Source organism: Streptomyces sp. BoleA5, assembly GCF_000373665.1.
Lineage (GTDB): Bacteria > Actinomycetota > Actinomycetes > Streptomycetales > Streptomycetaceae > Actinacidiphila.
In genome coordinates this window covers 655,674-677,745 of sequence record NZ_KB892091.1, presented here as the reverse complement: position 1 = coordinate 677,745, position 22,072 = coordinate 655,674, and the positions used below count along the sequence as shown (strand labels likewise).

Here is a 22,072-nt window from a genome sequence, read left to right as displayed (position 1 = left end):
GGGCGATGGGGCGGTGGGGCGGCGGACGCCGGGCCTGCTGCGATGGAGGCCCGCGCGCCGCGTCTTCTGGATGATTTGGGTCATCCACACATGCAGGATGATGCCTGTCATCCTGCATGTCAAAGGCCCGGACGGAGTCCGAGGGGAGGTGTATGATGTCCGTCATCCACATGGGTCGGGACGGCCCGACGTACATCCGGGAGGTCAGGCGATGGGTCACTCGCAGGCAGCGAAGGCCGAGTCGCGCGAGAAGGTCCTGCGGATCGCGGCCCGCCGGATCCGCGAGGAGGGCATGAACCGCCCCGGCGTCGCGGACCTCATGAAGGAGGCCGGGCTGACCCACGGCGGGTTCTACAAGCACTTCTCGTCACGTGAGGACCTGATGGGCCAGGCGGCGGCGCTGGCGCTGGCCGACGGCGAGGGCAAGATGGCCGAGTCCGCCCGCAGGGACCCCGTGGCGCCCCGGTCGGGGCTGATCGACGCCTACCTCAGTGCCCGCCACCGGGACGCTCCCGGTACCGGCTGCGCCCTGGTGACCCTCGGCGCCGCGGCCGGTCGCGGCGACGAGGCGCTGAAGGAGGCGTACGAGCAGCAGGTCCGCAAGTACCTCGCGCTCATCGGCGAGGCCGCGCAGGGCGATGACCCCGGCGCGGCGCAGGCCGATGCGATGGTCACCCTCAGCGCCCTTGTCGGCGCGATGCTGATGTCGCGCGCGGTCGCCGACCCGGAGTTCTCCGACGAGATCCTGGCGACGGTCGCCGGACGGCTGAAGGACGCCGACGCGCACGTACCCGCGGAGGTCTGACCGCATCCCCGCTTGACGCACCGGTACCCACGGGTGGCGGCCATGGCCCGGCCCGCGAGGGAATGAACCCTCTCCTCCCCTTGTGTGGTGGTTGGTGTCATACGAGTGCCGGGAATCCGCGAGGGCGGACCATGGCGGTGTGGTCGCCCCGGTCCATCCCGCTGCCGATCGGCCGCATCCACCGCGGCGGCGCGCCGAGCCCTGCCCGGGCCGGCCCCGCCTCCAGGAGTGGCACCCCGCCCGTCCGTCCTCGGAGAGCCGCGCGGCGAGTACGCATCCCGCGTTCCCGCCACCGACGGCGATGCGGTCGTAAGCCGCCATCGCAGACTTCCGGGTCGACGCGTCCGCGGTCGTCCGGTCCCGGCCATGGACACAGCAAAAACCAGGGCGAAAGCCGACGAAAGGCGTCCGTCAAGTACGTAACCGCGGTCCGTGCGGCGCCCCGCCATCCCTTACATCACTTATGGGTGGTGTGCGTACGATGGGAAAGGTTCAGGCGGGGCCACCCGGCCCGGGCGGGGACGCCGGAACGGCGGCCTCCCGACGGGCGGCGAGGAGCAAGGGTGACGGTTCAGGACAGGGATCGGCGAAGTCACCGGATGCTGGCTGGTCTGCTGGCCGACAGCCATTTGATGCCCTTGGAGCAGCTGCCGGCCAAGGCCGCCGAGCACGCCGAACCCGCAGGTCTCGCCCACGTCACGATCTACCTCGCCGACCTCCAGCGCCGTGTGCTGCGCAACCTCGCCGAGGAGGGCGCGGACGAGTGCCGGCAACGGAACCACAGCTCCGAGTTGAGGATCGAGGGCACGGTGCCCGGCCGCGCCTTCCAGTACGGCCGGCTGCTCCCCGCCGCCTCCGCCTGCCCCGGCAAGTGCCGCTGGTGGGTGCCCCTGCTGGGCGGTTCGGAGCGGCTCGGACTGCTCCGGGTGACCACCGACGCCGACGACCGCCGCACCCGCGAGGACATGCAGGCGCTGGCCGACGCGGTGGCACTCATCGTCACCGTCAAGCGCGACTACAGCGACGCCTACGCGCGCACGGTGCGCACAGAGAGCATGAACGTGGCCGCCGAGATGCAGTGGCGCCTGCTGCCGCCCCGCTCGTACGCGGACGGCAGGGTCGTCATCTCCGCGGCGCTGGAACCCGCGTACCGGGTCGGAGGCGACGCCTTCGACTATGCCCTCGACGGCCCGCTGGTCCACCTGTCGATCTTCGACGCGATGGGGCACGACACCGCGGCCGGCCTGACCGCGAGCCTCGCCATGGGCGCCGGCCGCAACGCCCGCCGCCGCAAGGCAGAACTCGTCGAGACCACCGAGGAGATAGAGAGGGTGCTGGTCGAGCAGTTCGAGGGGACGCGCTACGCCACCGGCGTCGTCGCCCGGCTCGACACCGGCACCGGCCTCTTCGAATGGGTCAACCGCGGCCACCACCCGCCGATCCTCATCCGGGGCGGCCGCTGGGTCGCCGAACTCGCCTGCGCGCCCGGCGACCCCATGGGCCTGGGCCTGGGTGTGGCACCGCAGGTGTGCCGTGAACAACTGGAGCCCGGCGACCGCCTGGTGCTCTACACCGACGGCATCCCGGAGGCGCGTACGGTCACCGGTCGAGAGTTCGGGCTCACCGGTTTCCTCGACTTCCTCATCCGGCACCACGCCGACCGGCTGCCCCTCCCGGAGACCCTGTGCCGTCTGATGCGCCGGGTGTCGGACCACCAGGTGGGCGAGTTCCAGGACGACGCGACGGTCCTGTTCTGCGCGTGGCTGGGCTGTTTCCCGGACGACACCGAACGGGCGGCGGCCGTCGCCGGCGTACCGCTCCCGCAGTCCACCCCGGACGCGGACCTCCCCCGGTCCGCGGGTTCGGCGGTGGACTTCCCGGACCCGCCGAGGTCATGGCGCCGGACCGGCGCTCCTGACCGGGCACCCGGGTGAACCGCCGTTTTCCCCGGGCCGCCCCGGGCAGGAGCCCCGACCGGGACGGCGTGGGGCCGGATCCCGCGGCGGAGGGAGGACTGCGATGACCGGCGGTTCCCTGAAGGCGGTCGGCTGGGCCAGGTCCTTCCCGGCGGCGGGCGGAGCACGTGCGGGCCGCCACTGGACGCGTGGGCACCTCGCGACCCTCGGCTGGACCGCGGACGCCCCCGGCACGGTCGACGACGTGCTGCTCACGGTCTCGGAGCTGGTCACCAACGCCCATGTCCACGCGCGCACCTCAGCCGACCTCGTCCTCACCTGGGACGGCAGCCGCCTGCACGTCAGCGTCCACGACCGCGACGACGAGGTGCCCGTCGCGCGGCTCCCCGAGTGGTCCGCCACCGGAGGGCGCGGCCTGCTGCTGGTGAACGCCGTCGCGGACCACTGCCACGCCCGCACCCAGGCGAAGGGCAAGACGATCACGGCCTGCTTCACCCCGCCCGGCGGCGAGCACGCCGAGCCTTCACCAAATCTTCCCGGCCGCCCCGGCCCGGACCGCGCGACACGGGGCAAGCGCAGGGCAACGACATGCTGCTGAACGGCAACGCGGCCGAACCGGGCCCACGAGGGGGCGTCCATGCGAGCACTCACTGAGCACCTGTCCCTCCGGCTGATCACCGGGACCCGGCGGGTCCTCGATCTGTCGGCGGACTGCCAGTACCGTCCCGACGACCCCTACACCGTCCGGATGCGCTTCGGCCACGGCGACGGTGGCGAGGAGGCGGAGTGGGTGCTCTCCCGTGAGCTGCTGCTGGCCGGGCTGGCGTCCCCGGCCGGGGACGGCGACGTCCACGTCGAACCCGGCGACCACGCCCACACCCTGATCGTCCTCGCCGGGCCCGGCGGCGCGGCCGTCCTCCAGGTCGCCACGGGTGAACTCGCCCGCTTCCTGGCCGCGACCGCGGAACTCGTCCCCCTCGGCACCGAGGGGACCCGCATCGACTGGGACGCCTGCATCGCCGGGCTCCTCTCCGCCTGAGGGAGCCTGCCCGCGTCCCCTGAGGCGCCCGTCAGGGTGCGGGCACACCCATCGGGTTCGGGTACGGGAGCGCCCCCGCGCAGGCCCGCGCCACCGTGGACAGCAGCGTGACCAGGTGCTCGACGGCCTCCGGGGCCATCGCCTCCCAAGGCCGCGCGGCGGCACGGTCGGTGGCCTCCTCCAGCGCGCCGTGGGCCGCCCGGCCCGCGGCGGTCGCGGCGCCGTCCGCGCCGAGCAGACCACGGGCGGCCAGACGCGCCGCGGCGGCGTCCCACTGCTCGTCGCTCCAGCCGCGGTGCGGCTGCAGCTCCGTACGCGGCAGGTCGATGCCCGTGCGCAGCACCAGCGCCTCGCACCCGTCCAGGCCGGCCGCGACGAGCGCCGCGACATGGCCGTCCCCGCGGTGCTCCCGCAGCAGAGTGGCCTGGTGCCAGAGGGCGTCGAGCGGGTCGCCGGGGGAGGGCAGCGCCAGGTTCGCGGCGGCGAGCACCCGTCCCGCGACGCCCAGGCCGCCGGTGACCGGACGCAGCAGGTCCACCGCCTCCGCCACCTCGGCCTCCCGCCCCGCCAGCAGCCGCCGCAGTGCCGCGCCCGCCCCGAGCCGGCGGGCCTCCAGGGCGCGTTCGGGCGGAGCGAGCGTCCAGACGCCGGGCAGCGCGCGGGCCACCATGGCGGGCGCGAAACCGAAGAACGCGGCCACGACGGGCTCCGGGCCGACCGGGCCGAGGGGCGCCGCGCGACCGGCGAAGTAGCCGCGCCAGTAGCCGCGCAGCCCCGCCTCCTCGTACGCGGCGCGCGCCTCGGACGCGAAGTAGGTGACGGCGTGCACCGGTTCGGCGAGCCGCCACACGCGCCGCGCGGCGACGGCGGCGTCCGCGGGGGTGACGGTCCCGCTCACCGCCGGCCACCTCCCGCCGGCAGCCCGGCCGGCAGACCGCCGTCGAGGTCCGTCCTGGCCTCGATGGCCCGCAGGACGGCCACCATGTCCGCGCGTCCGCCGCCCTGTTCCACGGTCTCGTCGAAGAGGGCGTGGCAGACGTCCAGCAGGGGCGAGGCCAGGCCGGACGCGCGGGCCGCCTCGGCGATGAGGCGGTTGTTGTGCAGCACGTCCGCCGCGGTGGCCTGCGCGGAGAAGTCGCGCTCCCGCAGCTTGGGCGCCTTCATCCGCGACACCGCGCTGGCCATCGGCCCCGCGTCCAGGACGTCGAGGAACTGCCCGGTGTCCAGGCCCTGCCGTTCCGCGAAGTGGAAGGCCTCGGTGAGCCCGGTGACCATCGTGATGAGGTAGAGGTTGACCGATAGCTTCATCAGCAGCGCCCCGGGCACCGGCCCGCAGACGAACGACTCCCGGCACGCCGGCGCGAGCAGCGGCCGCACCTCCTCCACGGTCTCCGGGTCCCCGGCGAGCATCGTCACGAGCTGCCCAGCCTCGGCGGGCTTGCGGGAGCCGGAGACCGGGGCCTCGACATAGCGCCCGCCCGCCGCGCGGACGTCGGCCTCCAGACCGCGGGAGTACGCGGGCGAGGTGGTCCCCATGTGCACGACGACATGCCCGGCCACCCGGGCGGCGAAGTCGGGGGTGCCGCGGCCGAGGACGGCGTCGACGGCGGCGCCGTCGGCGAGCATCAGGACCACCACGCGGGCCCGGTCGAACACCGCGCCGGGCCCGTCCGCGACGTCGGCCCCGGCAGCGCGCAGTGGGCCGCAGCGTGCGGCCGTGCGGTTCCAGACCACGAGCCGCGTCCCCGAACCGGCCAGACGGAGCGCCATGGGCTGCCCCATGATCCCCAGGCCGATGAATCCCACGTCCGCCACTGCCCACCGCCGCTCCGGCCTTCCGGCCGATCGACCCGTAGCGTTATGACGGCTGTCATAACGCTATGACAGCCGTCATAATAGACCTCTCGGCGCCGGCCGTCGGCCCGTGCGCGGGTAGGACGGGACGGCGGGAAGGGCAGACAGTGGGAGGTCCGCGATGACCGGTTCCGAGCGGGGCCCGCGCGAGCGCATGGTCTTCAGCGCCGCGCAGCTCATCCGGCGCGGCGGTGTCACGGCGACGGGGATGCGCGAGGTCGCCGCCCACGCGGGGGCCCCCAGAGGATCGCTGCAGTACTACTTCCCCGGCGGCAAGGAGCAGATGGTCAGCGAGGCCGTCGGCTGGGCGGGCCGCTACGCCGGCAACCGGGTGGCCCGCTTCCTGGCCGCCCTGCCCGAGCCGACCCCCGCCGGGCTGCTCGCCGCCATGGTCGGCCAGTGGACGGACGAGTTCCTCACCTCCGGCTACGACGCCGGCTGCCCTGTCGCGGCGGCCACCGTGGACTGCGCCGGGACCTCCGCCGCCACCCGTTCGGCGGCGGCCGCCGCCTTCGAGACCTGGACCGGCCCCGTCGCCGGGGCGCTGGAGGAGATGGGCGTGCCGGCCGGGCGGGCACCGTCGCTGGCGACGCTGATGATCAGCGCCATCGAGGGCGCCATCGTCATCGCCAGGGCGGAGCGGGACGTACGCGCCCTGACCACCGTGGTGCGCGAACTCGGCCCCCTGCTGGACGCCTCCGTCGCATCGCACGGCTGAACCCGCCCCCTCCGGCCGTCCGTGGATGCCCGCCGCGATGAGTGTCCGTGCGTAATCCGGTTGAACGGGTGCCGGTGGACGTGCAGGCTTGCGCGGCGATTCCCATGCCGGCCCCCGGCCATCTGAGCTGGGACGAAGTGGACCCCACCCGCCATCCCTTCGACAGCGCGTCGGCAGCGCAGGTGGTGCGTTCGCTCGGGCCGGCCTGGCGCGTGCCCCGCCGCCCTGACGTCTCTGTCGCCGACCCGGCGATGCATGCCTGGAGCCACGGCGAGGGCAGACTCCGGGCCGACGCCATGTCGCATGCCCTCGTGGGACGCTATGGCCCTTGGGCTGTGGGCTGGCGGTGGGCGCACGACGAGGGCGACTTCGACGGCGGGCCGGTCGGGAGCTGGTGCTGCCCCCGTGATTCGATCACCACCCCGGAGGAGACGCTCGCCCGGGTCGTCGCGGCGCTGCGCGAGTGGCGCGCATGGCTGGAGAGTCTCGCCGGGAGACCCGACGCAGCCTCCCCGCCCTCGGCTCCCAGCCCGGCCGCTAGCACGACACCTCGGCGTCCGGCGCCGGCGTCAGGCCGGCCGTGCCCCGCGATGGGTGTCCGTGCGGCGTGGCAGGCTGGTGCGCATGTGCGGCCGCTATGTCTCCACCCGACGCCCCGAGGACCTGGTGCAGCAGTTCCGGGTCACCGAATGGAATCCGGAAGCCCTCGTGGCGCCGAGCTGGAACGTCGCCCCGACGGACAGCGTCTGGTCGGTCCTGGAGGGCGTCGACCGGGAGACCGGCGCGCTGGAGCGGCAGTTGCGGCCGCTGCGGTGGGGCCTGGTCCCGTCCTGGGCCAAGGACCCGGCGATCGGTTCCAGGATGATCAACGCCCGTATGGAGACCGTCCACGAGAAGCCGGCCTACCGCCGCGCGTTCACCCGGCGCCGCTGCCTGCTGCCGGCCGACGGCTTCTACGAGTGGGTCCCGGTCCCGGCCACCGAGGACCGCAAGGCCTACAAGCAGCCCTACTTCATCGCGCCCGAGCAGCAGGACCAGGGCATGGCCTTCGCGGGCCTGTACGAATGGTGGCGGGACAAGGAGGTCGCCGGTGACGACGACCCGGGCGCCTGGCTGGCCACCTGCACGATCATCACCACCGATGCCACCGACGCCGCCGGCCGCGTCCACCCCCGGATGCCGCTCACCATCGCGGCCGCCGACTACGACGCCTGGCTCGACCCTGAGCACCAGGACCCCGGCGAGCTCCGCGCCCTCCTGACCGCGCCGGCCGAGGGCCACCTGGCCGCCCGCGCCGTCGGCACGGCGGTGAACAGCGTCCGCAACAACGGCCCCCACCTGCTGGACGCACCCTCCTGACCGGGCGTCCCGGGCGCACCCCCGGGGCCAGCCCGGCCCGGTCTCGGCGCGCCGGGACATCGTCGCGACGTTACGGTTTGACCAACGGCGTACTCGGCCCGGCCCGTGTCCGGACCGAGTGCGGGCAAGCCCCGAAACCCTGCGTTCCCACCGGAGCGAGGAGGCCTCAGGATCATGCCGTACGCAACAGCCAAGGACGGGACCCAGATCTTCTTCAAGGACTGGGGGACCGGCCAGCCCGTCGTGTTCTCCCACGGGTGGCCGCTGACCGCGGACGCCTGGGACCCGCAGATGAAGTGGATGGTGGACAACGGTTTCCGGGGCGTCGCCCACGACCGCCGCGGCGGCGGGCGTTCCGGCCAGCCGTGGGACGGCAACGACCTGGACACCTACGCCGACGACCTGGCGGCCGTGATCGAGGAGCTCGACCTGCGCGACGTCATCCTCGTCGGGCACTCGACCGGCGGCGGCGAGGTCACCCGCTACATGGGACGGCACGGGACGGGCCGGGTCGCCAAAGCGGTGCTGCTGGGCGCGATCCCCCCGCTGATGCTGAAGACGGAGGCCAACCCCGAGGGCCTTCCGATCGAGGTCTTCGACGAGATCCGCGAAGGCGTGGCGACCGACAGGTCCCAGTTCTACAGGGACCTCAGCACCGCCTTCTACGGCGCGAACCGCGAAGGTTCGACCGTCAGTCAGGGCACCCGCGACGAGTTCTGGCTGTGGAGCATGACGGTGGGGATCAAGGGCGCGTACGACTGCGTCAGGGCGTTCTCCGAGACCGACACCACCGAGGACCTCAAGAGGATCGACGTCCCGACGCTGATCGTGCACGGTGACGACGACCAGATCGTGCCCATCGTGTCCGCGGGCGCCAAGAGCTCCAAGCTCGTCAAGGGCGCCGTCTACAAGGTGTACGAGGGAGCCCCGCACGGGCTGGCGATGGTGCCCAGGTTCGCCGAACGCTTCAACGCCGACCTGCTGGAGTTCGCGCGCGGCTGAGCCGTCCGCGGCCTCCCGGGCCGACCGGGCGCGGCCTTCACCAGTCGCGACCCGGGCCGGCCCGGAGGGGCCCTGACGTCACCCCGGGCGGGACCGGTCATGTGCCGGGCGGCGCCGGTCGCCCGGCGCGCGCCCCGGCCGGTCCGCCCGGGCCGAGGGCACCGGCGGCGGTCCCGTCCGCGTCTCCCCGGCGGGCGTCTGCGCCCCCCGCCCGCGACGGCGGCGCCGGACGTGCTCGCCGCGGGCCAGCAGCCGCAATCGGGCCAGCACGGCGAAACGTTCCTGCTGTGCGCGGGCGGCCTTGTCAAGCTCCTCCATCAGCCGGTCGGAACGGTGCTCCAGGGCCAGCTCGTCGAGGATCCGGTCCACCTCGGCGAGCAGGGACCCGTGCAGCTGCCAGGCCCCCGGATGCTGCCGCACCCGGTCGAGCAGCATGTCGGCGACCTTCTCCCGGCTCGCGCGGGCCGCCGCGAGCTCCGTGGCCAGCCGGGCCTCGGCCTCCTCGGCGTTGCTGCTCACCTGCGTCGTCACCAGGACGGCGAAGCTGACCAGCGCCCCTCCGAGATGCGCGAAGAGCTCCTCCATGGCGACCGCCACGTCGCGGTCGAACAGCGGCTCGCCGGCGCCGCGCCGCTTGGCGAGGTCGGTCAGCGACCGCGCGAGGACGCGCAGCACCACCACGCAGATCTCCAGGGTGTCCAGACCGGTCCGCAGCACGACCCGCGACAACAGCCCTTCCCTGACGCGGGGATTGAGCCGCAGGCTGTCCTCGGCCCTGCGCAGCGCGGTGTCGACCTCGGCGACGTCCTGGTCCAGCCGGCGCGCCTCGTGCAGCCGGGCCGCGGCCCGCTCGACCGGGGTGGGCGAGCCCAGTTCCTCGCCGCAGCACAGCAGGAGATGGCGCATGCGGCGGGCGAGGTCCTCGATGGACGCCCCGGCGCTCCCCACCCATACGGGCGGCGCGAACAGGACGTTGAGCAGCAGGCCCACCCCCGCCCCGATGAGGGTCTCCAGCACGCGGTCCCACGCCTGCACCGTCAACTGGCTCACCCCGAGCACCAGCATCGCGCTGATGGCCACCTCGTTGACGAACTCGTCGACCCGCACGAACTGCCCGATGACCAGCGCCGCGAGGATGATCAGCCCCAGGCTCCACCACGTCAGCCCGACCAGTACGCTGAACCCGACGGCGATCAGCACACCGACCACCACGGAGTTCACCCGGCGGATGCCGGTGGTGAGCGTCGAGTAGAGCGTCACCTGCACGACGAGCAGCGCGGTGAGCGGCGCCGTGAGCGGGGCGGACTCGCTGCTGACGTGCAGGGCGATCACATACGAGATGGTCGCGGCGACGGTCGCCCGCGCGGTCAGTGTGACGACCGGGTCCCGGCAGCGGCGGGCCGACCAGGCCAGGGCATCACGTAGAGGCATCTTCTGCCTGTTCCCGATCAAACGCCGCATACACCTGCGAACGTCACTCCCGGCGCGCGGACGGTGGGTCCGGGGCGCGGCGGGAACCGGCCGGCTACGCAGGGAAGCTGTCGAGCGGCTCCGCAGCCAGCAGGGCCGTCAGTTCGGCGCGGTGCAGGTCCGCTATCGGTGCCACCAGGTCCGGGTGCCGCAGGAGGGCGGCGGCCGCGCGGTCGTGGATGCCCGGGCCGGTGAGCCGGAGGGCGTCGCCGGCGAGCGAGGGGCCGTGCTCGGTGGCCGCGAGGGCCGTCACCGCGGAGGCGGCCAGGCCCGGGTCGGAGAGCAGGCAGGCCGCCCAGCTCACGACGACCTCGTCCACCCAGGTCCGCCAGCCGTCCGCGCCGTCCTCCTCGGCGATCCAGGCTCCGGCGATCCGGTCCAGCCGGTCGGCGCCGCCGGGCGCGAGGAGCCCGAGCAGGGCGGCGTCCACCACCGTCGGATGGCGCAGCGCGGCCGCGACCATGGCCGCCTGGCGGGCCTGGGCCTCCGCCAGGGCACGGCTGAGCGCTCCACCGGTCGCCGGATAGGCGGACAGCAGCCACCGGGTGGCCGCGGCGATGACCGACGAGAACTCACTGTGCATGCGGAACGAACCGTCCTCCGTGCGCGGGGGTGCCGCGCCCGTCCGGTTGCGCGGCGCGCCCAGCGTACGCAAAACAGCGCTTTCGCGACATGAGCCGCATCACTCCCGCCCCCCGGTGGGCCCCCCGGAGGACCCGGCGCAGGGCTCCGGGAGGAACGGGAACCCTGCGCCGCCGCGGCCCGGCGGTCAGGACCGGCCGCGGCCGCTCACGAAGTCGCGGGCACGGTCGACGAGGCCGGCGCCCGGGGCGATGATCTTGTTGGCGGGGGGCGTGTCCGGCGCGGCGGGGTGGGGCCGGGTCGGGGCGAGGGACTTGGCACGGCGCACCTTGTCGCCGAGATCGTCGAGCGCCTCGGCGGAGCAGGCGCTGCCGAGCCTGGGGAAGAGCGTGCCCTCCTCGTCCTGGACGTGCGCGGTGACCTCGTCCATCAGCCGCATCAGCAGGGGGTGGAACCGGCCGTCGTTCGGCGGCAGCTGCTCCAGCTCCTTCAGCAGTTCCTCGATCCTGGCGTGGTCCGCGATCTCCTTGTCCGCGATGCGGTCCCCGCCCTCGACGTGCTCGCGGACGGCCGGGTACAGGTACTGCTCCTCCGCCACCGAATGCCGCACCAGCTCGATGGTCACCTCGTCCACCAGCTCCCGCAGCGCCGGGTTGCCGGTCGACATCGACTGCATGCGGTCGAAGATCTCCTCGACCTCGCGGTGGTCGGCCAGCAGCTCAGCGATCACGTTTCCGCCGTGTCCCATTCCCTCACGCCTTTCGTGCGGCAGTACGGCCCGGCGTGCGCCGGGGCCGAACCCCATGCATTCCACCCTCCCGGGGCCCAGCCCACCCGGGAACGCGGTCACCACCCGCCCGGCGGCACCTGATCAGGGGCGTTCCCACGGCCGGCGGTCCGCGTCCGCGCGGGCGATCAGCAGGGCGACGTCGTCGTGCTCGTCCGCGCCGGGCAGCTCCCGCAGCAGCCGGTCGCAGGTCTCCTCCACCGAGGGGTCAGGCGTGCCCAGCAGGGTCAGGAGCAGCCCGAGGCGCTCGTCGATCGGGTCCTCGCGGGTCTCCACGAGCCCGTCCGTGTACAGCACCAGACGGTCACCGGGCACGAGCGTGATGCTCGCGCTCTCGAAGGGGACGCCACCGACGCCCAGGGGCGTGCCCGTGGGCAGGTCGAGCAGTTCGGGGGAGCCGTCGCCGTGCACCAGGACCGGGGGCAGGTGCCCGGCGGTCGCCAGCCGGCACTCCGCGCTGCGCGCGTCGTACAGGGCGTACACACAGGTCGCGATGTACGGGTCGAGGCCGCGCGTGATCTTGTCGAGGTGGGCCAGCACCTGGGCGGGGTCCAGGTCCAGCTCGGCCAGCGTGGAGGTGGCGGTGCGCAGGCGGCCCATGGTGGCGGCGGCCTCGATGCCGCTGCCCATGACGTCGCCGACGACGAGCGCGGTCCGCTCGTCGTCGAGCGGGATGACGTCGTACCAGTCGCCGCCGACCTTGCTCCTGGCCTGCGCGGGCCGGTAGCGCGCGGCGACCTCCAGACCGGGGTGGTACGGCTGCGGCTGCGGGAGCAGGCTGCGCTGCAGGGTCTCGGCGGTGTCGCGCACCTGCTGGTACCAGCGGGCGTTGTCGATGCACACGGCCGCTCGCGCGGCCAGCTCGCAGCCGAGGGCGAGGTCGTCCTCGTCGAAGGACGCCCGCGTACGGGCCCGGCACATGCCGAGCACGCCCAGCACCTCGCCGCGGGCGATGAGCGGGATCGCCATGTACGAGTGGACCCCGGCCCCGGCCAGGAGCCGCGCCGACTCGGGGCCGGAGCTGATCCGCTCGAGGTCGTGCCGGCCGGCGCGGGCGATCATGTGGGGGCGGAGCGTGCGCACGCACAGCGCCGAGAGGTGCCCGGCGTGGTACGTGACGACATCGCCGGGGGCGGGGACGGCCCGGACGGCCTCCGTCGGGTAGGCGCTCCTGACCGCGAGGGAGCGGAAGACCGGCGCGTCCGGCGGCGGGGCGGGGGCACGCTGGTCCAGGACGGCGTCGAGGATGTCGGCGACCGCCAGGTCCGCCAGTTCCGGCACCACGACCTCGGCGAGTTCCCGTACCGTTCGCTCCACCTCCAGGGCGGTGCCGATCCGCGCGGAGCCGTCCGCGATCACCGCCAGCCGGCGCCGGGCGCGGTCGGCCTCCGCGGCCGCGCGGTGCCGGTCGGTGATGTCGACGACGACCTCGGCGATGCCCAGCACGTGTCCGCGGTGGTCCTCCAGCCGGTAGAGGGACACCGCCCAGGCGTGCTCGTCACGCGGGCCCGAGGGGGCACGGCCGACGATGTAGCGGTCGACCATCGACTCCCCCGACGCCAGCACCTGCCGCATCTCCGCCTCCACCGCCCGGAACTCGGGCCCGGGCAGGACGCCGCGGAACGTTCTCCCGAGGTGGTCCTGGACCGAGATGCCGTGGAACCGTGCGAGCGCCGGATTGAGGCTGAGGTACCGCAACCCGGTGTCCAGTACGGCGATGCCGATCGGCGACTGCGAGATCAGCCGTGTGGACAGGGCGACCTCCTGTTCCACCTCGAGCATGGTGGACCGGTCCGTCGCGAGCCCGAGGATGTAGTGGTCGCCGAGGCTGTCCATCAGCCGCATGTTGCGGAACTCCACCAGTCGGCGGCTGCCGTCCTTGCGGCGTACGGGGAAGGACCCCGCCCAGCTCTCGCCGGTCCTCATGACCTCGGCGAACAGCCGGACGACGAGCCTGCGGTGCGCGTCGTGCACCAGCAGGTGGGCGGCGTAGCGTCCGACGGCCTCCTCAGCCGTGTAGCCGAACAGCTCCTCGGCCTGCGGACTCCACATGTCCACCCGGCCGTCCCCCTCCAGGAGCACCGCGGCCACACCCAGGAGGTCCATCAGCCCGCTCGGGCTCGTCGAGAGTCCCTCCAGCCGCTCCGGGCCGGTCGTGTACCGATCCGTGTCGCTCATGGTGGGCGCCTCTTCCGCCTGCCGTTCCGGCCGGTCGGTCCGCCGTCCCCCGCCGTTCCCGCCGACGCGATTCCATGGTCCCCCCGGAGCCGGGGCGGCGCACCCCTCGCGGGGGCCCGGCGAGGGGCCCGTACGCGCGCTTGCCGTACCGGCGCACGTCGGCTTGCGGGGACTGTGTGGGGGGCGCACACAATGGTCAGCGGGTGGGGCTTCTGGGTGGACGGCGGCGCCGTTCGCCCCGCGTGCCGGTCGGGGACGAGTGGAGGAAAGCCCTGTGAGCGTTCTACCGCCCTCGCTCGCCCGCCCCCAGGGCCCGCCCGCGGGCCCGCTGTCCGGACCCGACGGAACGGACGAGGCGAGGCCACCCGGCCGGGAACCGCCCGGACGGCGGCGCCGGACCCCGACGGTCGTCGTGGGGGAACCGCCCCCGCCACCGGGCGAACCTCCGGACGACGGCGGCGGTGGGGGCGGGGGAGACGGCGACGGGGACGGCGGAGGACGCGAAGGGCCCTGGTGGCGATCGGTGCCCAAGGTGGCCGCGATCACCGCCGTCGTGGTCGCCGCGGTGGCCCTGGCCGTGGTGTTCACCCGGCCCGGCGGGGTGTCGGGCGGCAAGCAGGGGGAGCTCTTCCTGCAGACGGCGGGCAGTGCGGGACCGAACCCGTTCACGCGGTCGACGGCCGAGGAGACCGCCGCCCCCTCGGCGACACCGGCCCTGCCGAGCCCGTCGACGACGGGAGGAGCCGTGCGGCAGGTCTACAGCGGCGCCACGCCCGGCCTCTACGGCGGAACGCGCGACGCCGCGAGCTGCGACGTGGAGAAGCAGATCAGCGCACTGTCGGCGGACCCGGCGAAGAACAAGGCGTTCGCCGGGGTGCTGGGCCTCGAGCCGTCCGGCGTGCCGGCGTACCTGCGGGAGCTGACCCCGCTCCAGCTGCGTGCGGACACCCGGGTCACGAACCACGGCTACCGCGGCGGCCGGCCCACCGCCTTCCAGGCGGTGCTGCAGGCCGGGACGGCGGTGCTGGTGGACGACCGGGGCCTGCCCCGGGTGCGCTGCGCCTGCGGCAACCCGCTGACCCGGCCGGTCGAGCAGAGGGGCGGCGCCACGACCGTCGGCCGCGCGTGGCCCGGCTACCAGCCGTCGAGGACGGTCGTGGTGGCCCCGGCGTCGGAGCCGGTGCGGAAGTTCGTGGTCCGTGACCCGGACACCGGCGAGTGGTTCACCCGAACCGGCGGCGACGGCAAGGCCTCCGGGGACGAGCGGACGACACCCCCGCGGAACGCACCGTCCGGCAGCCCGTCCGGCTCGCCGCGGGGTGGCTCGCCGGCCGCCCCGGAGCAGGGTCCCACCACGCCGACGGGCGAACCGGGCGGGACCGCTCCGCAGTCCCCGCCGTCCGGCACGGGCCCCGTCCCGCGCAGCCCCGAACCCGGAACGCCGGGACCGCCGGGCGGGGAGAGCCCCCCGCCCGGCGGTACGGGCCCCGGACAGCCGACCGGCCCGGCGGCGTCGCGGTGAGGCCGTGCCGGGCCGCGGGCCGCCGCGGCTGAGCCCGGGTCCGCTCAGTACGTGCTGAAGTCGGCCATCATCGCCATGTCCTCGTGCTCGAGGTTGTGGCAGTGGATCATGAACTTGCCCGTGTAGTCGGTGAAGCGGACCGCCACCTCGACGGTCTCGCCCGGGCCCGTGGCCACGGTGTCCTTCCACCCCGCGTCGAACGCGCCCGGTTTCTTGCCGTTGCGGGACAGCACCCGGAAGGCGTCCAGGTGCACGTGCACGGAATGGAAGAACACCGAGGTGAACTTCCAGATCTCGACCTTGCCGAGCCTCACGTCGGCGAGTGAGCGGCCCGGCTTGTACGGAAAATTGTTGATCGTCCAGCCGTCGCGCGAGTGCCGGAAGGCGAAGGTCCGGTGCGCCACGGCCTTGCTGGGGTCGAGAACGGTGGCCGGGTAGCGCGACAGGCGCCTGGGGATGTGGGTGTCGTCGTGCGGCTTCCGCGAGGACGGCGAGACGTCGAAGCGCATGACCTGCGCGGTGCTGCCGCTGCCGAAGCGGTTGATCAGGCGCACCTTGGTGCCGGGCCGGTAGCGGGCGAAGTCCACGATGACGTCGAAGCGTTCGGCCGGGGCGATGCGCAGGCTGTCGTGGGGCAGCGGGCTGCCCAGCAGTCCGCCGTCGCTGCCGATCTGCAGCAGGCCCTTGCCGCCCGGCGGCGGCGGGTCCAGCTCCAGGCGGAAGTCCCGGACGTTGCAGCCGTTGAGGAAGCGCAACCGGTAGCGCTGCCGCCGGACCCGGTGCACGGGCCACGGGGCGCCGTTGACGAGGATGACGTCGCCCATCACGCCGAAGTGGTGCGCGTGCACGACGCCCGGCTTGCGCATGCCCGGGTCGCTGGCGGGGTACATCAGCGCCCCGTTCTCGGCGAACGCCCGGTCAGCGAGCAGCAGCGGGATGTCGCGGGAGCCGCGCGGCAGGTCGAGCCCGTCCTCCTCGTCGTCCGTCAGGAGGTGGAACCCGGCCAGCCCGCGGTACACCGCAGGGCCGGTGTAGCCCATGCGGTGGTCGTGGTACCACAGCGTCGCCGCGCGCTGCAGCATCGGGTAGGTGTAGCTGCGCTGGCCGTGGCTGAGGTTCCCCGACGAGCCGTGCATCTCCGGCATGCCCGCCATCGCGTCGTCGTACGACATTTTGCTGCCGACCGGCATGGTCAGGTCGATCGGGTACCCGTCGCTCTCGGCGGGGGTGTGACCGCCGTGCAGGTGGACCACGGTCGGCTGGGGCAGCTCGTTGCGGTGCGTGACGACCGTACGGCGCCCCGAACGGGAGACGATCGTGGGCCCGGGGAAGTAGCCGTCGTACGTCCAGCAGTTGGTGCGCAGTCCGGGGAGGATCTCCAGCCTCGCCTCGCGCTGCGTCATGTTGTAGTAGTCGGTCGTCGCGGTCCGCAGCGTGGGCTCGAGGACCGGCGGGACCGGCAGGGGTACCTGGAACGGGCGGGGGAGGCGGGCCTTGCTCCGCAGGACCCCGCCCGGCGGTACATCGGCCAGCGGTGTGCCCGCCCAGGCCCGGCTCGCCGCCGCGCCCGCCCCGACGACGGCCGCCCCCGCGGCGAGAAGACGGCGCCTGCCGATGCCTTCGATCACGTAGGTCTCCCAAATGTGACGATTTGCGCAATTTTTCGGTCGGCGACACAATAGCCCGCCCGAGGCCCGCGCAACGGCGCCACACGCGGGCCCCGCGAACAACCTTCGGACCCGCCGGCCGCCCGCCCACCGCGCCCGCGACCCCCGGAACCGCCGTCCCGGCCCCCGGCTCAGGACCGCCGGCGGCCGCGCCCCACTGCGTCGTGCCGGGGGGACAGGACCCCCGTGCCGATGCCGGCCAGTACCAGTCCGGCCGCCAGCAGCAGCCCTTGCGGCAGCACGATGCCGACCAGGATCCAGGCGAGCGCCACCGCCTGCAGGAACCAGCCCATGCGGCGCCGGTACTCGCGTGGCGCGCAGGGGCGGCCGGTCCGCAAACCCTCGGCGAAGCGGGGGTCCGTGCGCCTCGTCTCGGCCTCGAGGTCCTCGATGGCCCTGTGCAGGTGCGGCATGGTGTCCTCCTCCCGGAGCGGTGGGCCCTGTCACCACCACCGTCGCCCGTGCCCGGCCGCGGAACCATCGGGGCCGGCACCCAATCCCGCGGCCCGGAATTGGGTGCCGGCCCCGATGGCCGCGGCCCCCCGGCCGGGGCAGGCTGGAAGCGGGACCCGGGTGCCCGCCACCCACGGCGTGAGGGGCGTGCCGGACCGCCCGCCAGGACGGCACGGCGGTGCCGGCGGGCAGTGGAGGCAAGACCCCCGAGGGAGGCGGGACCATGTCGCTGTACTGGCGGATCTTCCTGCTGAACGGCGCGGTGCTGGTCGTCGCCACGGTGCTCCTGCTCGGCCCCGTCACGGTCTCGACGCCCGTGCTGCTCGGCGAGGCGCTGGTGCTGGGCGTGGGGCTGGTCGCGATGCTCGTCGCAAACGCCCTGCTGCTGCGCGTCGGGCTGGCGCCGCTCCAGCGACTGAGCCGGGCGATGAACTCCGCCGACCTGCTGCACCCCGGCGGCCGGCCCGCCGTCACCGGATCGGGTGAGATGTCCGCACTGATTTCCACGTTCAACACCATGCTCGACCGTCTGGAGTCCGAGCGCGCCACCACCAGTGCCCGCGTGCTGTCCGCGCAGGAGGCCGAACGGCAGCGCATCGCCCAGGAACTCCACGACGAGGTCGGCCAGACCCTCACCGCCGTCGTCCTGCAACTGGGTCGCAGCGCGGACCTGGCCCCCGACCCGCTCAAGGACGACCTGCGGCAGGTGCAGGAGACCACGCGCGCCGGGCTGGACGAGATCCGCCGCATCGCGCGCCGTCTGCGTCCCGGTGTCCTGGAGGAACTCGGCCTGCACAGCGCCCTGCGCGCCCTGGCAGGTGAGTTCACCAGCCCCGGGCTCACGGTCGTGGAGCGGTGGGGGCCCGCGCTCCCCGCGTTCGACGACGAGACCGAGCTGGTGCTCTACCGGGTGGCCCAGGAGGCCGTCACCAACGCGGCCCGGCACTCCGGCGCGGACCGGGTGGAGATACACCTCGGCGCCGCCCCCGGAGGCGGGGCCGAACTCCTGGTCAGGGACAACGGCAAGGGCATCGGCGACGCGCCCGAGGGCGCCGGGATGCGCGGCATGCGCGAACGGGCCCTGCTCATCGGCGCGACGCTGACCACCGGTGCCGCCCCCGGCGGCGGCTCCGACATCCGGCTCGGCGTACCCGCCCCGGCGGTGGGCGGTCCGCCATGACCGCTCCGCCGCCCACCCGCATCCTCCTCGCCGACGACCACGCGCTGGTGCGGCGGGGCGTCCGGCTGATCCTCGACGGCGAACCGGACCTGACCGTCGTCGCCGAGGCCGGTGACGGCGCCGAGGCCGTCGCCAAGGCCCGCGAGGAGCCGGTCGACCTTGCCGTCCTGGACATCGCCATGCCCCGGATGACCGGCCTGCAGGCCGCCCGGGAACTGAGCAGGCTCCGTCCCGACCTGCGCATCCTCATCCTGACGATGTACGACAACGAGCAGTACTTCTTCGAGGCGCTCAAAGCCGGGGCCAGCGGATACGTCCTGAAGTCCGTCGCCGACCGCGATCTCGTGGAGGCCTGCCGGGCCGCCGTACGCGACGAACCCTTCATCTACCCCGGCGCCGTGACCACCCTGATCCGCAGCTACCTCGAACGCGCCCGCCAGGGAGAACCCCTGCCGTCCCGCGCCATCACCGAACGCGAGGAGGAGATCCTCAAGCTCGTCGCCGAGGGCCACACGTCCCAGGAGATCGCCGACCTGCTCTTCATCAGCATCAAGACGGTCGAGCGCCACCGCGCCAACCTCCTGCAGAAGCTCGGTCTGCGCGACCGCCTGGAACTCACGCGCTACGCGATCAGGGCCGGGCTCATCGAGCCCTGACCCTCAACCCCGCGACCGTGCACCCGAGCCGCCGATCCCGATCCCGCTCAGGCGTCGGCGAGGAGCTTGTCGACCTCGCCCAGGAAGGCGTCCAGGTCCTTCGGCGTGCGCGAGGTGACCAGCGGGTACCCGGCGGAGGCGTCGCTCACCACCGGTTCGTCGACCCAGGACGCGGCGCCCGCGTTGAGCAGGTCGGTCCGCACCGAGGCGTACGAGGTGAGCGTCTTGCCCTTCGCGACGCCCGCCTCGACCAGCGCCCACGGGCCGTGGCAGATCGCCGCGATCGGACGCCCGGACGAGGCGAACGCCCGTACGACGTCCATCGCCTTCCCCTGGAGGCGGAGGTTGTCGGCGTTGATGGTGCCGCCGGGGATGAGCAGCAGGTCGAAACCGGTCGGGTCCACCTCGTCGAGGGTGGTGTCCGGCTCCACGACCTTGCCCGGATCCTTGTCGCCGACCAGGGTCCGCACGACGTCACGCCGCGCCGCGGCGACGGTGACGTCGGCACCCTTGTCACGGAGGTGCTCGACGGGGACGACCAGCTCGTCCTGCTCGACCCCGTAATTGGAGACGACCGCCAGGACACGGCGGCCGCCCGGGAACTCTGCAGCCATGGGATTTCCCTCTTCTGTTCGCTTCTCGTGCGATATGGGCGCCTGCCCGGGAGTGGGCCGGCGAAACGCGGTCGCACCGTCCCCCGGAGGCGCCGAAGAGCAGGACTCACTCGCCGCAGCCGGGGTAGGCGGACGGACGGAAAGCGAGGAAGGGATCGGCGAAGGGGCGGGCGAAGAGGGAGCCTGCGATGAGCGAAGCGCGGACGCCGCTCGGCGCCGACCAGCTCGAGGCCAGGGCACTCGGCCCCAGTGGACTGATGGACCTCCTGGGGGTCGCCGCGGTCCTGCTCGAGTCGGACGGTCGCATCGACATGTGGAGCCCGCAGGCGGAGCAATTGTTCGGCTACACCGCGGACGAGGCGGTCGGCCGGTACGCCGCGCCGCTGCTGGTCCGTCCCGAGCACCGCGACGCCGCCATGAGGCTGTTCACGGAGGTGCTGGAGACCGGCCGCAGCTGGTCGGGGGCGTTCCCCGTGCGCCACAAGGACGGCAGCACCCGCCTGGCGGAGTTCCGCAACGTCCGCCTGACGGACAGCCGCGGCCGCGTCTACGCCCTGGGGATAGCCACCGACCGGCCCGTGCTGCAGCGGCTGGAGCGCGGTCTCGCCCTCTCCCTCCAACTGGTCGCGCAGTCCCCGATCGGTCTCGCCGTCCTCGACACCGACCTGCGCTACCTGTCCGTCAACCCGGCACTCGCCGCGATGCACGGTATGACCGAGTGCGACCACGTCGGCCGCCCCTTCCGCGAGGTGCTCCCCGGCGCCAGGTTCCGCACGGCGGAGGACGCGCTCCGCCAGGTCCTGCGGACCGGCACGCCGATCGTCGACCGGTACGTGGTCGGCCGCACGCCCGCCGACCCGACGGCCGACCGGGCGTGGTCGGTTTCCTACTTCCGGCTGGAGGACCGCAACGGCCTCGTCCTGGGCGTCGCGACCTCCGTTGTGGACGTCACCGACCGGCACCGCTCGGCCCAGGAGGCCGACCGCGCCCGGCAGCGTCTCGCGGTGATCGCCGACAGCTCCGCCCGCATCGGCAACTCCCTGGAGGTGGAGGACACCGCCCGGGAACTCGTCGACGTCGTCGTGCCCGAGCTGGCCGACTTCGCCGCCGTCGACGTCCTCGACTCCGCTCTGCGCGACGACGGCGGCGAGCCCGGCCACGACCGCACCCGCTTCCGGGCGCTCTCCGCGAAATGCGTCGAGGCCGGCGAGGCGGCCGGTGCCTTCGGCAGACCCGGCCGCCTCGTCTCGTACGGTCCCGACCACCTGGCCGCGCGGTGCCTGGACACCGGGCGCCCCGGCCTGCTCACCCACGCCGACGAGCGGAGCCTGGTGCAGATCGCCCGCGACCCCGACGCCGCCTCACTGCTGGCCCGGGCGGGCGTCCACACGGCCCTGGCCGTCCCGCTCATCGCCCGAGGCCGGATCCTGGGCGTCCTCGGCCTCGCCCGCGCCCGCACCGCCGAGCCCTTCGACGAGGACGACCAGACCCTCGCCTGCGAACTGGCCTCCCGCGCGGCGGTGTCCATCGACAACGCCCGCCTCCACCAGCGGCTGCGCAGCACCGCCGAGACCCTGCAGCGCAGCCTCCTGCCCCAACTCCCGTCGGCCCACCCCCGCCTGGAACTCGCCGCCCGCTACTGCGCGGCCCAGGCCAGCAGCGAGGTGGGGGGCGACTGGTACGACGTGATCCCCTTCGACGACGGCAGGGTCGCCCTCGTCGTCGGCGACGTCATGGGCAGCGGCGTCCCCGCGGCCACCACCATGGGGCGGCTCCGCACCGCCACCTCCACCCTCGCCGGCCTCGACCTCGACCCGGACCAGGTCCTCGGCCACCTCGACCGGATCACCCACGGGCTGGACCCCTACATCGCGACCTGCGTCTACGCGGTGTACGACCCCGGTCGCGGAGTCTGCCACCTCGCCAACGCGGGGCACCTCCCCCCGGTCGTCGTCCGCGCCGGCAAGCGCCCCGAACTGCTCGACCTGCCCACGGGCACCCCGCTGGGGGTGGTCAGCGGGGTGCCCTTCGAGAGCACCACCGTCGACCTCGTCCCGGGCGACCGCCTCGTCCTCTACACCGACGGCCTGGTCGAGACCCGCGACCGTGCCATCGACGAACGCCTCGACGACCTGCTCCGGCTCCTGGACGCCCCCGACGAGCCGGTCGAGGAGACCTGCGACCGCCTCCTCGCCGCACTGCGCCACCCCGCCGACCGCGACGACGTGGCCCTCCTCATCGCGCGCCCCAGGGACGTGTGACGGGCCGCG

General features: G+C 73.9%; 20 protein-coding genes. 11 read left to right on the top strand and 9 right to left on the bottom strand.

The window, feature by feature from the left end:
• Positions 1–211: 211 nt before the first annotated feature.
• The 4 genes from B085_RS49170 (at position 212) to B085_RS41575 (ending at position 3,760) form a co-directional block, all read left to right on the top strand.
• Positions 212–805, top strand: a complete 594-nt coding sequence (locus B085_RS49170; protein WP_018557849.1) for a TetR/AcrR family transcriptional regulator — start codon at positions 212–214, stop codon at positions 803–805.
• A 599-nt stretch (positions 806–1,404) separates the two neighbouring features.
• Positions 1,405–2,739 carry a PP2C family protein-serine/threonine phosphatase gene (locus tag B085_RS0106960; RefSeq protein ID WP_018557848.1) on the top strand — a complete coding sequence of 445 codons (1,335 nt, stop codon included), beginning with the start codon at positions 1,405–1,407 and terminating at the stop codon, positions 2,737–2,739.
• Positions 2,740–2,824: 85 nt separating this feature from the next.
• Positions 2,825–3,319, top strand: a complete 495-nt coding sequence (locus B085_RS0106955) for an ATP-binding protein (RefSeq protein WP_018557847.1) — start codon at positions 2,825–2,827, stop codon at positions 3,317–3,319.
• A gap of 39 nt (positions 3,320–3,358) precedes the next feature.
• Positions 3,359–3,760 (top strand): SsgA family sporulation/cell division regulator, encoded by a 402-nt coding sequence (locus tag B085_RS41575; RefSeq protein ID WP_018557846.1) that lies wholly within the window; start codon positions 3,359–3,361, stop codon positions 3,758–3,760.
• A 31-nt stretch (positions 3,761–3,791) separates the two neighbouring features.
• Here B085_RS41575 and B085_RS0106945 read toward each other — a convergent pair whose 3' ends face one another.
• Positions 3,792–4,658 (bottom strand): SCO6745 family protein, encoded by an 867-nt coding sequence (locus B085_RS0106945; RefSeq protein ID WP_018557845.1) that lies wholly within the window; start codon positions 4,656–4,658, stop codon positions 3,792–3,794.
• The gene (locus B085_RS41570; RefSeq protein ID WP_018557844.1) at positions 4,655–5,575 is read right to left on the bottom strand and encodes an NAD(P)-dependent oxidoreductase; all 921 of its coding nucleotides are present in this window, start codon (positions 5,573–5,575) and stop codon (positions 4,655–4,657) included. The genes B085_RS0106945 and B085_RS41570 overlap by 4 nt, the downstream gene beginning before the upstream one ends.
• Positions 5,576–5,735: 160 nt before the next feature.
• Between B085_RS41570 and B085_RS0106935 the strand changes: the two genes are divergently transcribed.
• The 3 genes from B085_RS0106935 to B085_RS0106925 all read left to right on the top strand — a co-directional run bounded on the left by B085_RS0106935 (position 5,736) and on the right by B085_RS0106925 (position 8,693).
• Positions 5,736–6,332 (top strand): TetR/AcrR family transcriptional regulator, encoded by a 597-nt coding sequence (locus B085_RS0106935; protein ID WP_018557843.1) that lies wholly within the window; start codon positions 5,736–5,738, stop codon positions 6,330–6,332.
• Between the two features lie 624 nt (positions 6,333–6,956).
• The gene (locus tag B085_RS0106930) at positions 6,957–7,691 is read left to right on the top strand and encodes an SOS response-associated peptidase (protein ID WP_018557842.1); all 735 of its coding nucleotides are present in this window, start codon (positions 6,957–6,959) and stop codon (positions 7,689–7,691) included.
• A gap of 174 nt (positions 7,692–7,865) precedes the next feature.
• Complete coding sequence (locus B085_RS0106925) at positions 7,866–8,693, top strand: alpha/beta fold hydrolase (protein WP_018557841.1); 828 nt, start codon at positions 7,866–7,868, stop codon at positions 8,691–8,693.
• Between the two features lie 78 nt (positions 8,694–8,771).
• Here the strand turns inward: B085_RS0106925 and B085_RS41565 are convergent, their stop codons facing one another.
• From B085_RS41565 to B085_RS0106905, 4 genes are all read right to left on the bottom strand, one after another.
• Positions 8,772–10,124: an FUSC family protein gene (locus tag B085_RS41565; RefSeq protein ID WP_037731407.1), complete on the bottom strand. Its 1,353-nt coding sequence runs from the start codon at positions 10,122–10,124 to the stop codon at positions 8,772–8,774.
• Positions 10,125–10,218: 94 nt separating this feature from the next.
• Entirely contained in the window at positions 10,219–10,746 is a 528-nt protein-coding gene (locus tag B085_RS0106915; protein ID WP_026250756.1) for a hypothetical protein, read from the bottom strand.
• Positions 10,747–10,932: 186 nt separating this feature from the next.
• Positions 10,933–11,493 (bottom strand): hemerythrin domain-containing protein, encoded by a 561-nt coding sequence (locus tag B085_RS0106910; RefSeq protein ID WP_018557838.1) that lies wholly within the window; start codon positions 11,491–11,493, stop codon positions 10,933–10,935.
• A gap of 123 nt (positions 11,494–11,616) precedes the next feature.
• Positions 11,617–13,710: a SpoIIE family protein phosphatase gene (locus B085_RS0106905; RefSeq protein WP_018557837.1), complete on the bottom strand. Its 2,094-nt coding sequence runs from the start codon at positions 13,708–13,710 to the stop codon at positions 11,617–11,619.
• A 274-nt stretch (positions 13,711–13,984) separates the two neighbouring features.
• Here B085_RS0106905 and B085_RS48475 point away from each other — a divergent pair, with 274 nt between their 5' ends.
• A complete protein-coding gene (locus B085_RS48475; protein ID WP_078619780.1) occupies positions 13,985–15,232 on the top strand; it encodes a DUF6777 domain-containing protein in 1,248 nt (415 codons plus the stop codon).
• A gap of 44 nt (positions 15,233–15,276) precedes the next feature.
• Here the strand turns inward: B085_RS48475 and B085_RS0106895 are convergent, their stop codons facing one another.
• Positions 15,277–16,860, bottom strand: a complete 1,584-nt coding sequence (locus tag B085_RS0106895) for a multicopper oxidase family protein (RefSeq protein WP_018557835.1) — start codon at positions 16,858–16,860, stop codon at positions 15,277–15,279.
• Positions 16,861–17,030: 170 nt separating this feature from the next.
• The gene (locus B085_RS41560; protein WP_018557834.1) at positions 17,031–17,312 is read right to left on the bottom strand and encodes a DUF3040 domain-containing protein; all 282 of its coding nucleotides are present in this window, start codon (positions 17,310–17,312) and stop codon (positions 17,031–17,033) included.
• 263 nt (positions 17,313–17,575) lie between these two features.
• Here B085_RS41560 and B085_RS41555 point away from each other — a divergent pair, with 263 nt between their 5' ends.
• Entirely contained in the window at positions 17,576–18,532 is a 957-nt protein-coding gene (locus tag B085_RS41555; protein WP_018557833.1) for a HAMP domain-containing sensor histidine kinase, read from the top strand.
• Complete coding sequence (locus B085_RS0106880; protein WP_018557832.1) at positions 18,529–19,188, top strand: response regulator; 660 nt, start codon at positions 18,529–18,531, stop codon at positions 19,186–19,188. The genes B085_RS41555 and B085_RS0106880 overlap by 4 nt, the downstream gene beginning before the upstream one ends.
• Before the next feature lie 47 nt (positions 19,189–19,235).
• Here B085_RS0106880 and B085_RS0106875 read toward each other — a convergent pair whose 3' ends face one another.
• Entirely contained in the window at positions 19,236–19,802 is a 567-nt protein-coding gene (locus B085_RS0106875; protein WP_018557831.1) for a DJ-1/PfpI/YhbO family deglycase/protease, read from the bottom strand.
• A 188-nt stretch (positions 19,803–19,990) separates the two neighbouring features.
• On the opposite strand from B085_RS0106875, the gene B085_RS0106870 reads away from it, so the two are divergent.
• On the top strand, positions 19,991–22,063 hold the full coding sequence (locus tag B085_RS0106870; protein WP_018557830.1) for a SpoIIE family protein phosphatase: 2,073 nt from the start codon (positions 19,991–19,993) through the stop codon (positions 22,061–22,063).
• Positions 22,064–22,072: the final 9 nt, after the last annotated feature.

Coding starts and splice junctions, on each gene's coding strand:
- B085_RS0106960 (WP_018557848.1), top strand. CDS start 1,405: ATGCTGGCTGGTCTGCTGGCCGACAGCCATTTGATGCCCTTGGAGCAG.
- B085_RS0106915 (WP_026250756.1), bottom strand. CDS start 10,746: ATGCACAGTGAGTTCTCGTCGGTCATCGCCGCGGCCACCCGGTGGCTG.
- B085_RS0106910 (WP_018557838.1), bottom strand. CDS start 11,493: ATGGGACACGGCGGAAACGTGATCGCTGAGCTGCTGGCCGACCACCGC.
- B085_RS49170 (WP_018557849.1), top strand. CDS start 212: ATGGGTCACTCGCAGGCAGCGAAGGCCGAGTCGCGCGAGAAGGTCCTG.
- B085_RS0106955 (WP_018557847.1), top strand. CDS start 2,825: ATGACCGGCGGTTCCCTGAAGGCGGTCGGCTGGGCCAGGTCCTTCCCG.
- B085_RS41560 (WP_018557834.1), bottom strand. CDS start 17,312: ATGCCGCACCTGCACAGGGCCATCGAGGACCTCGAGGCCGAGACGAGG.
- B085_RS0106905 (WP_018557837.1), bottom strand. CDS start 13,710: ATGAGCGACACGGATCGGTACACGACCGGCCCGGAGCGGCTGGAGGGA.
- B085_RS41575 (WP_018557846.1), top strand. CDS start 3,359: ATGCGAGCACTCACTGAGCACCTGTCCCTCCGGCTGATCACCGGGACC.
- B085_RS0106925 (WP_018557841.1), top strand. CDS start 7,866: ATGCCGTACGCAACAGCCAAGGACGGGACCCAGATCTTCTTCAAGGAC.
- B085_RS0106930 (WP_018557842.1), top strand. CDS start 6,957: ATGTGCGGCCGCTATGTCTCCACCCGACGCCCCGAGGACCTGGTGCAG.
- B085_RS41565 (WP_037731407.1), bottom strand. CDS start 10,124: ATGCCTCTACGTGATGCCCTGGCCTGGTCGGCCCGCCGCTGCCGGGAC.
- B085_RS41555 (WP_018557833.1), top strand. CDS start 17,576: ATGTCGCTGTACTGGCGGATCTTCCTGCTGAACGGCGCGGTGCTGGTC.
- B085_RS0106935 (WP_018557843.1), top strand. CDS start 5,736: ATGACCGGTTCCGAGCGGGGCCCGCGCGAGCGCATGGTCTTCAGCGCC.
- B085_RS0106880 (WP_018557832.1), top strand. CDS start 18,529: ATGACCGCTCCGCCGCCCACCCGCATCCTCCTCGCCGACGACCACGCG.
- B085_RS0106875 (WP_018557831.1), bottom strand. CDS start 19,802: ATGGCTGCAGAGTTCCCGGGCGGCCGCCGTGTCCTGGCGGTCGTCTCC.
- B085_RS0106870 (WP_018557830.1), top strand. CDS start 19,991: ATGAGCGAAGCGCGGACGCCGCTCGGCGCCGACCAGCTCGAGGCCAGG.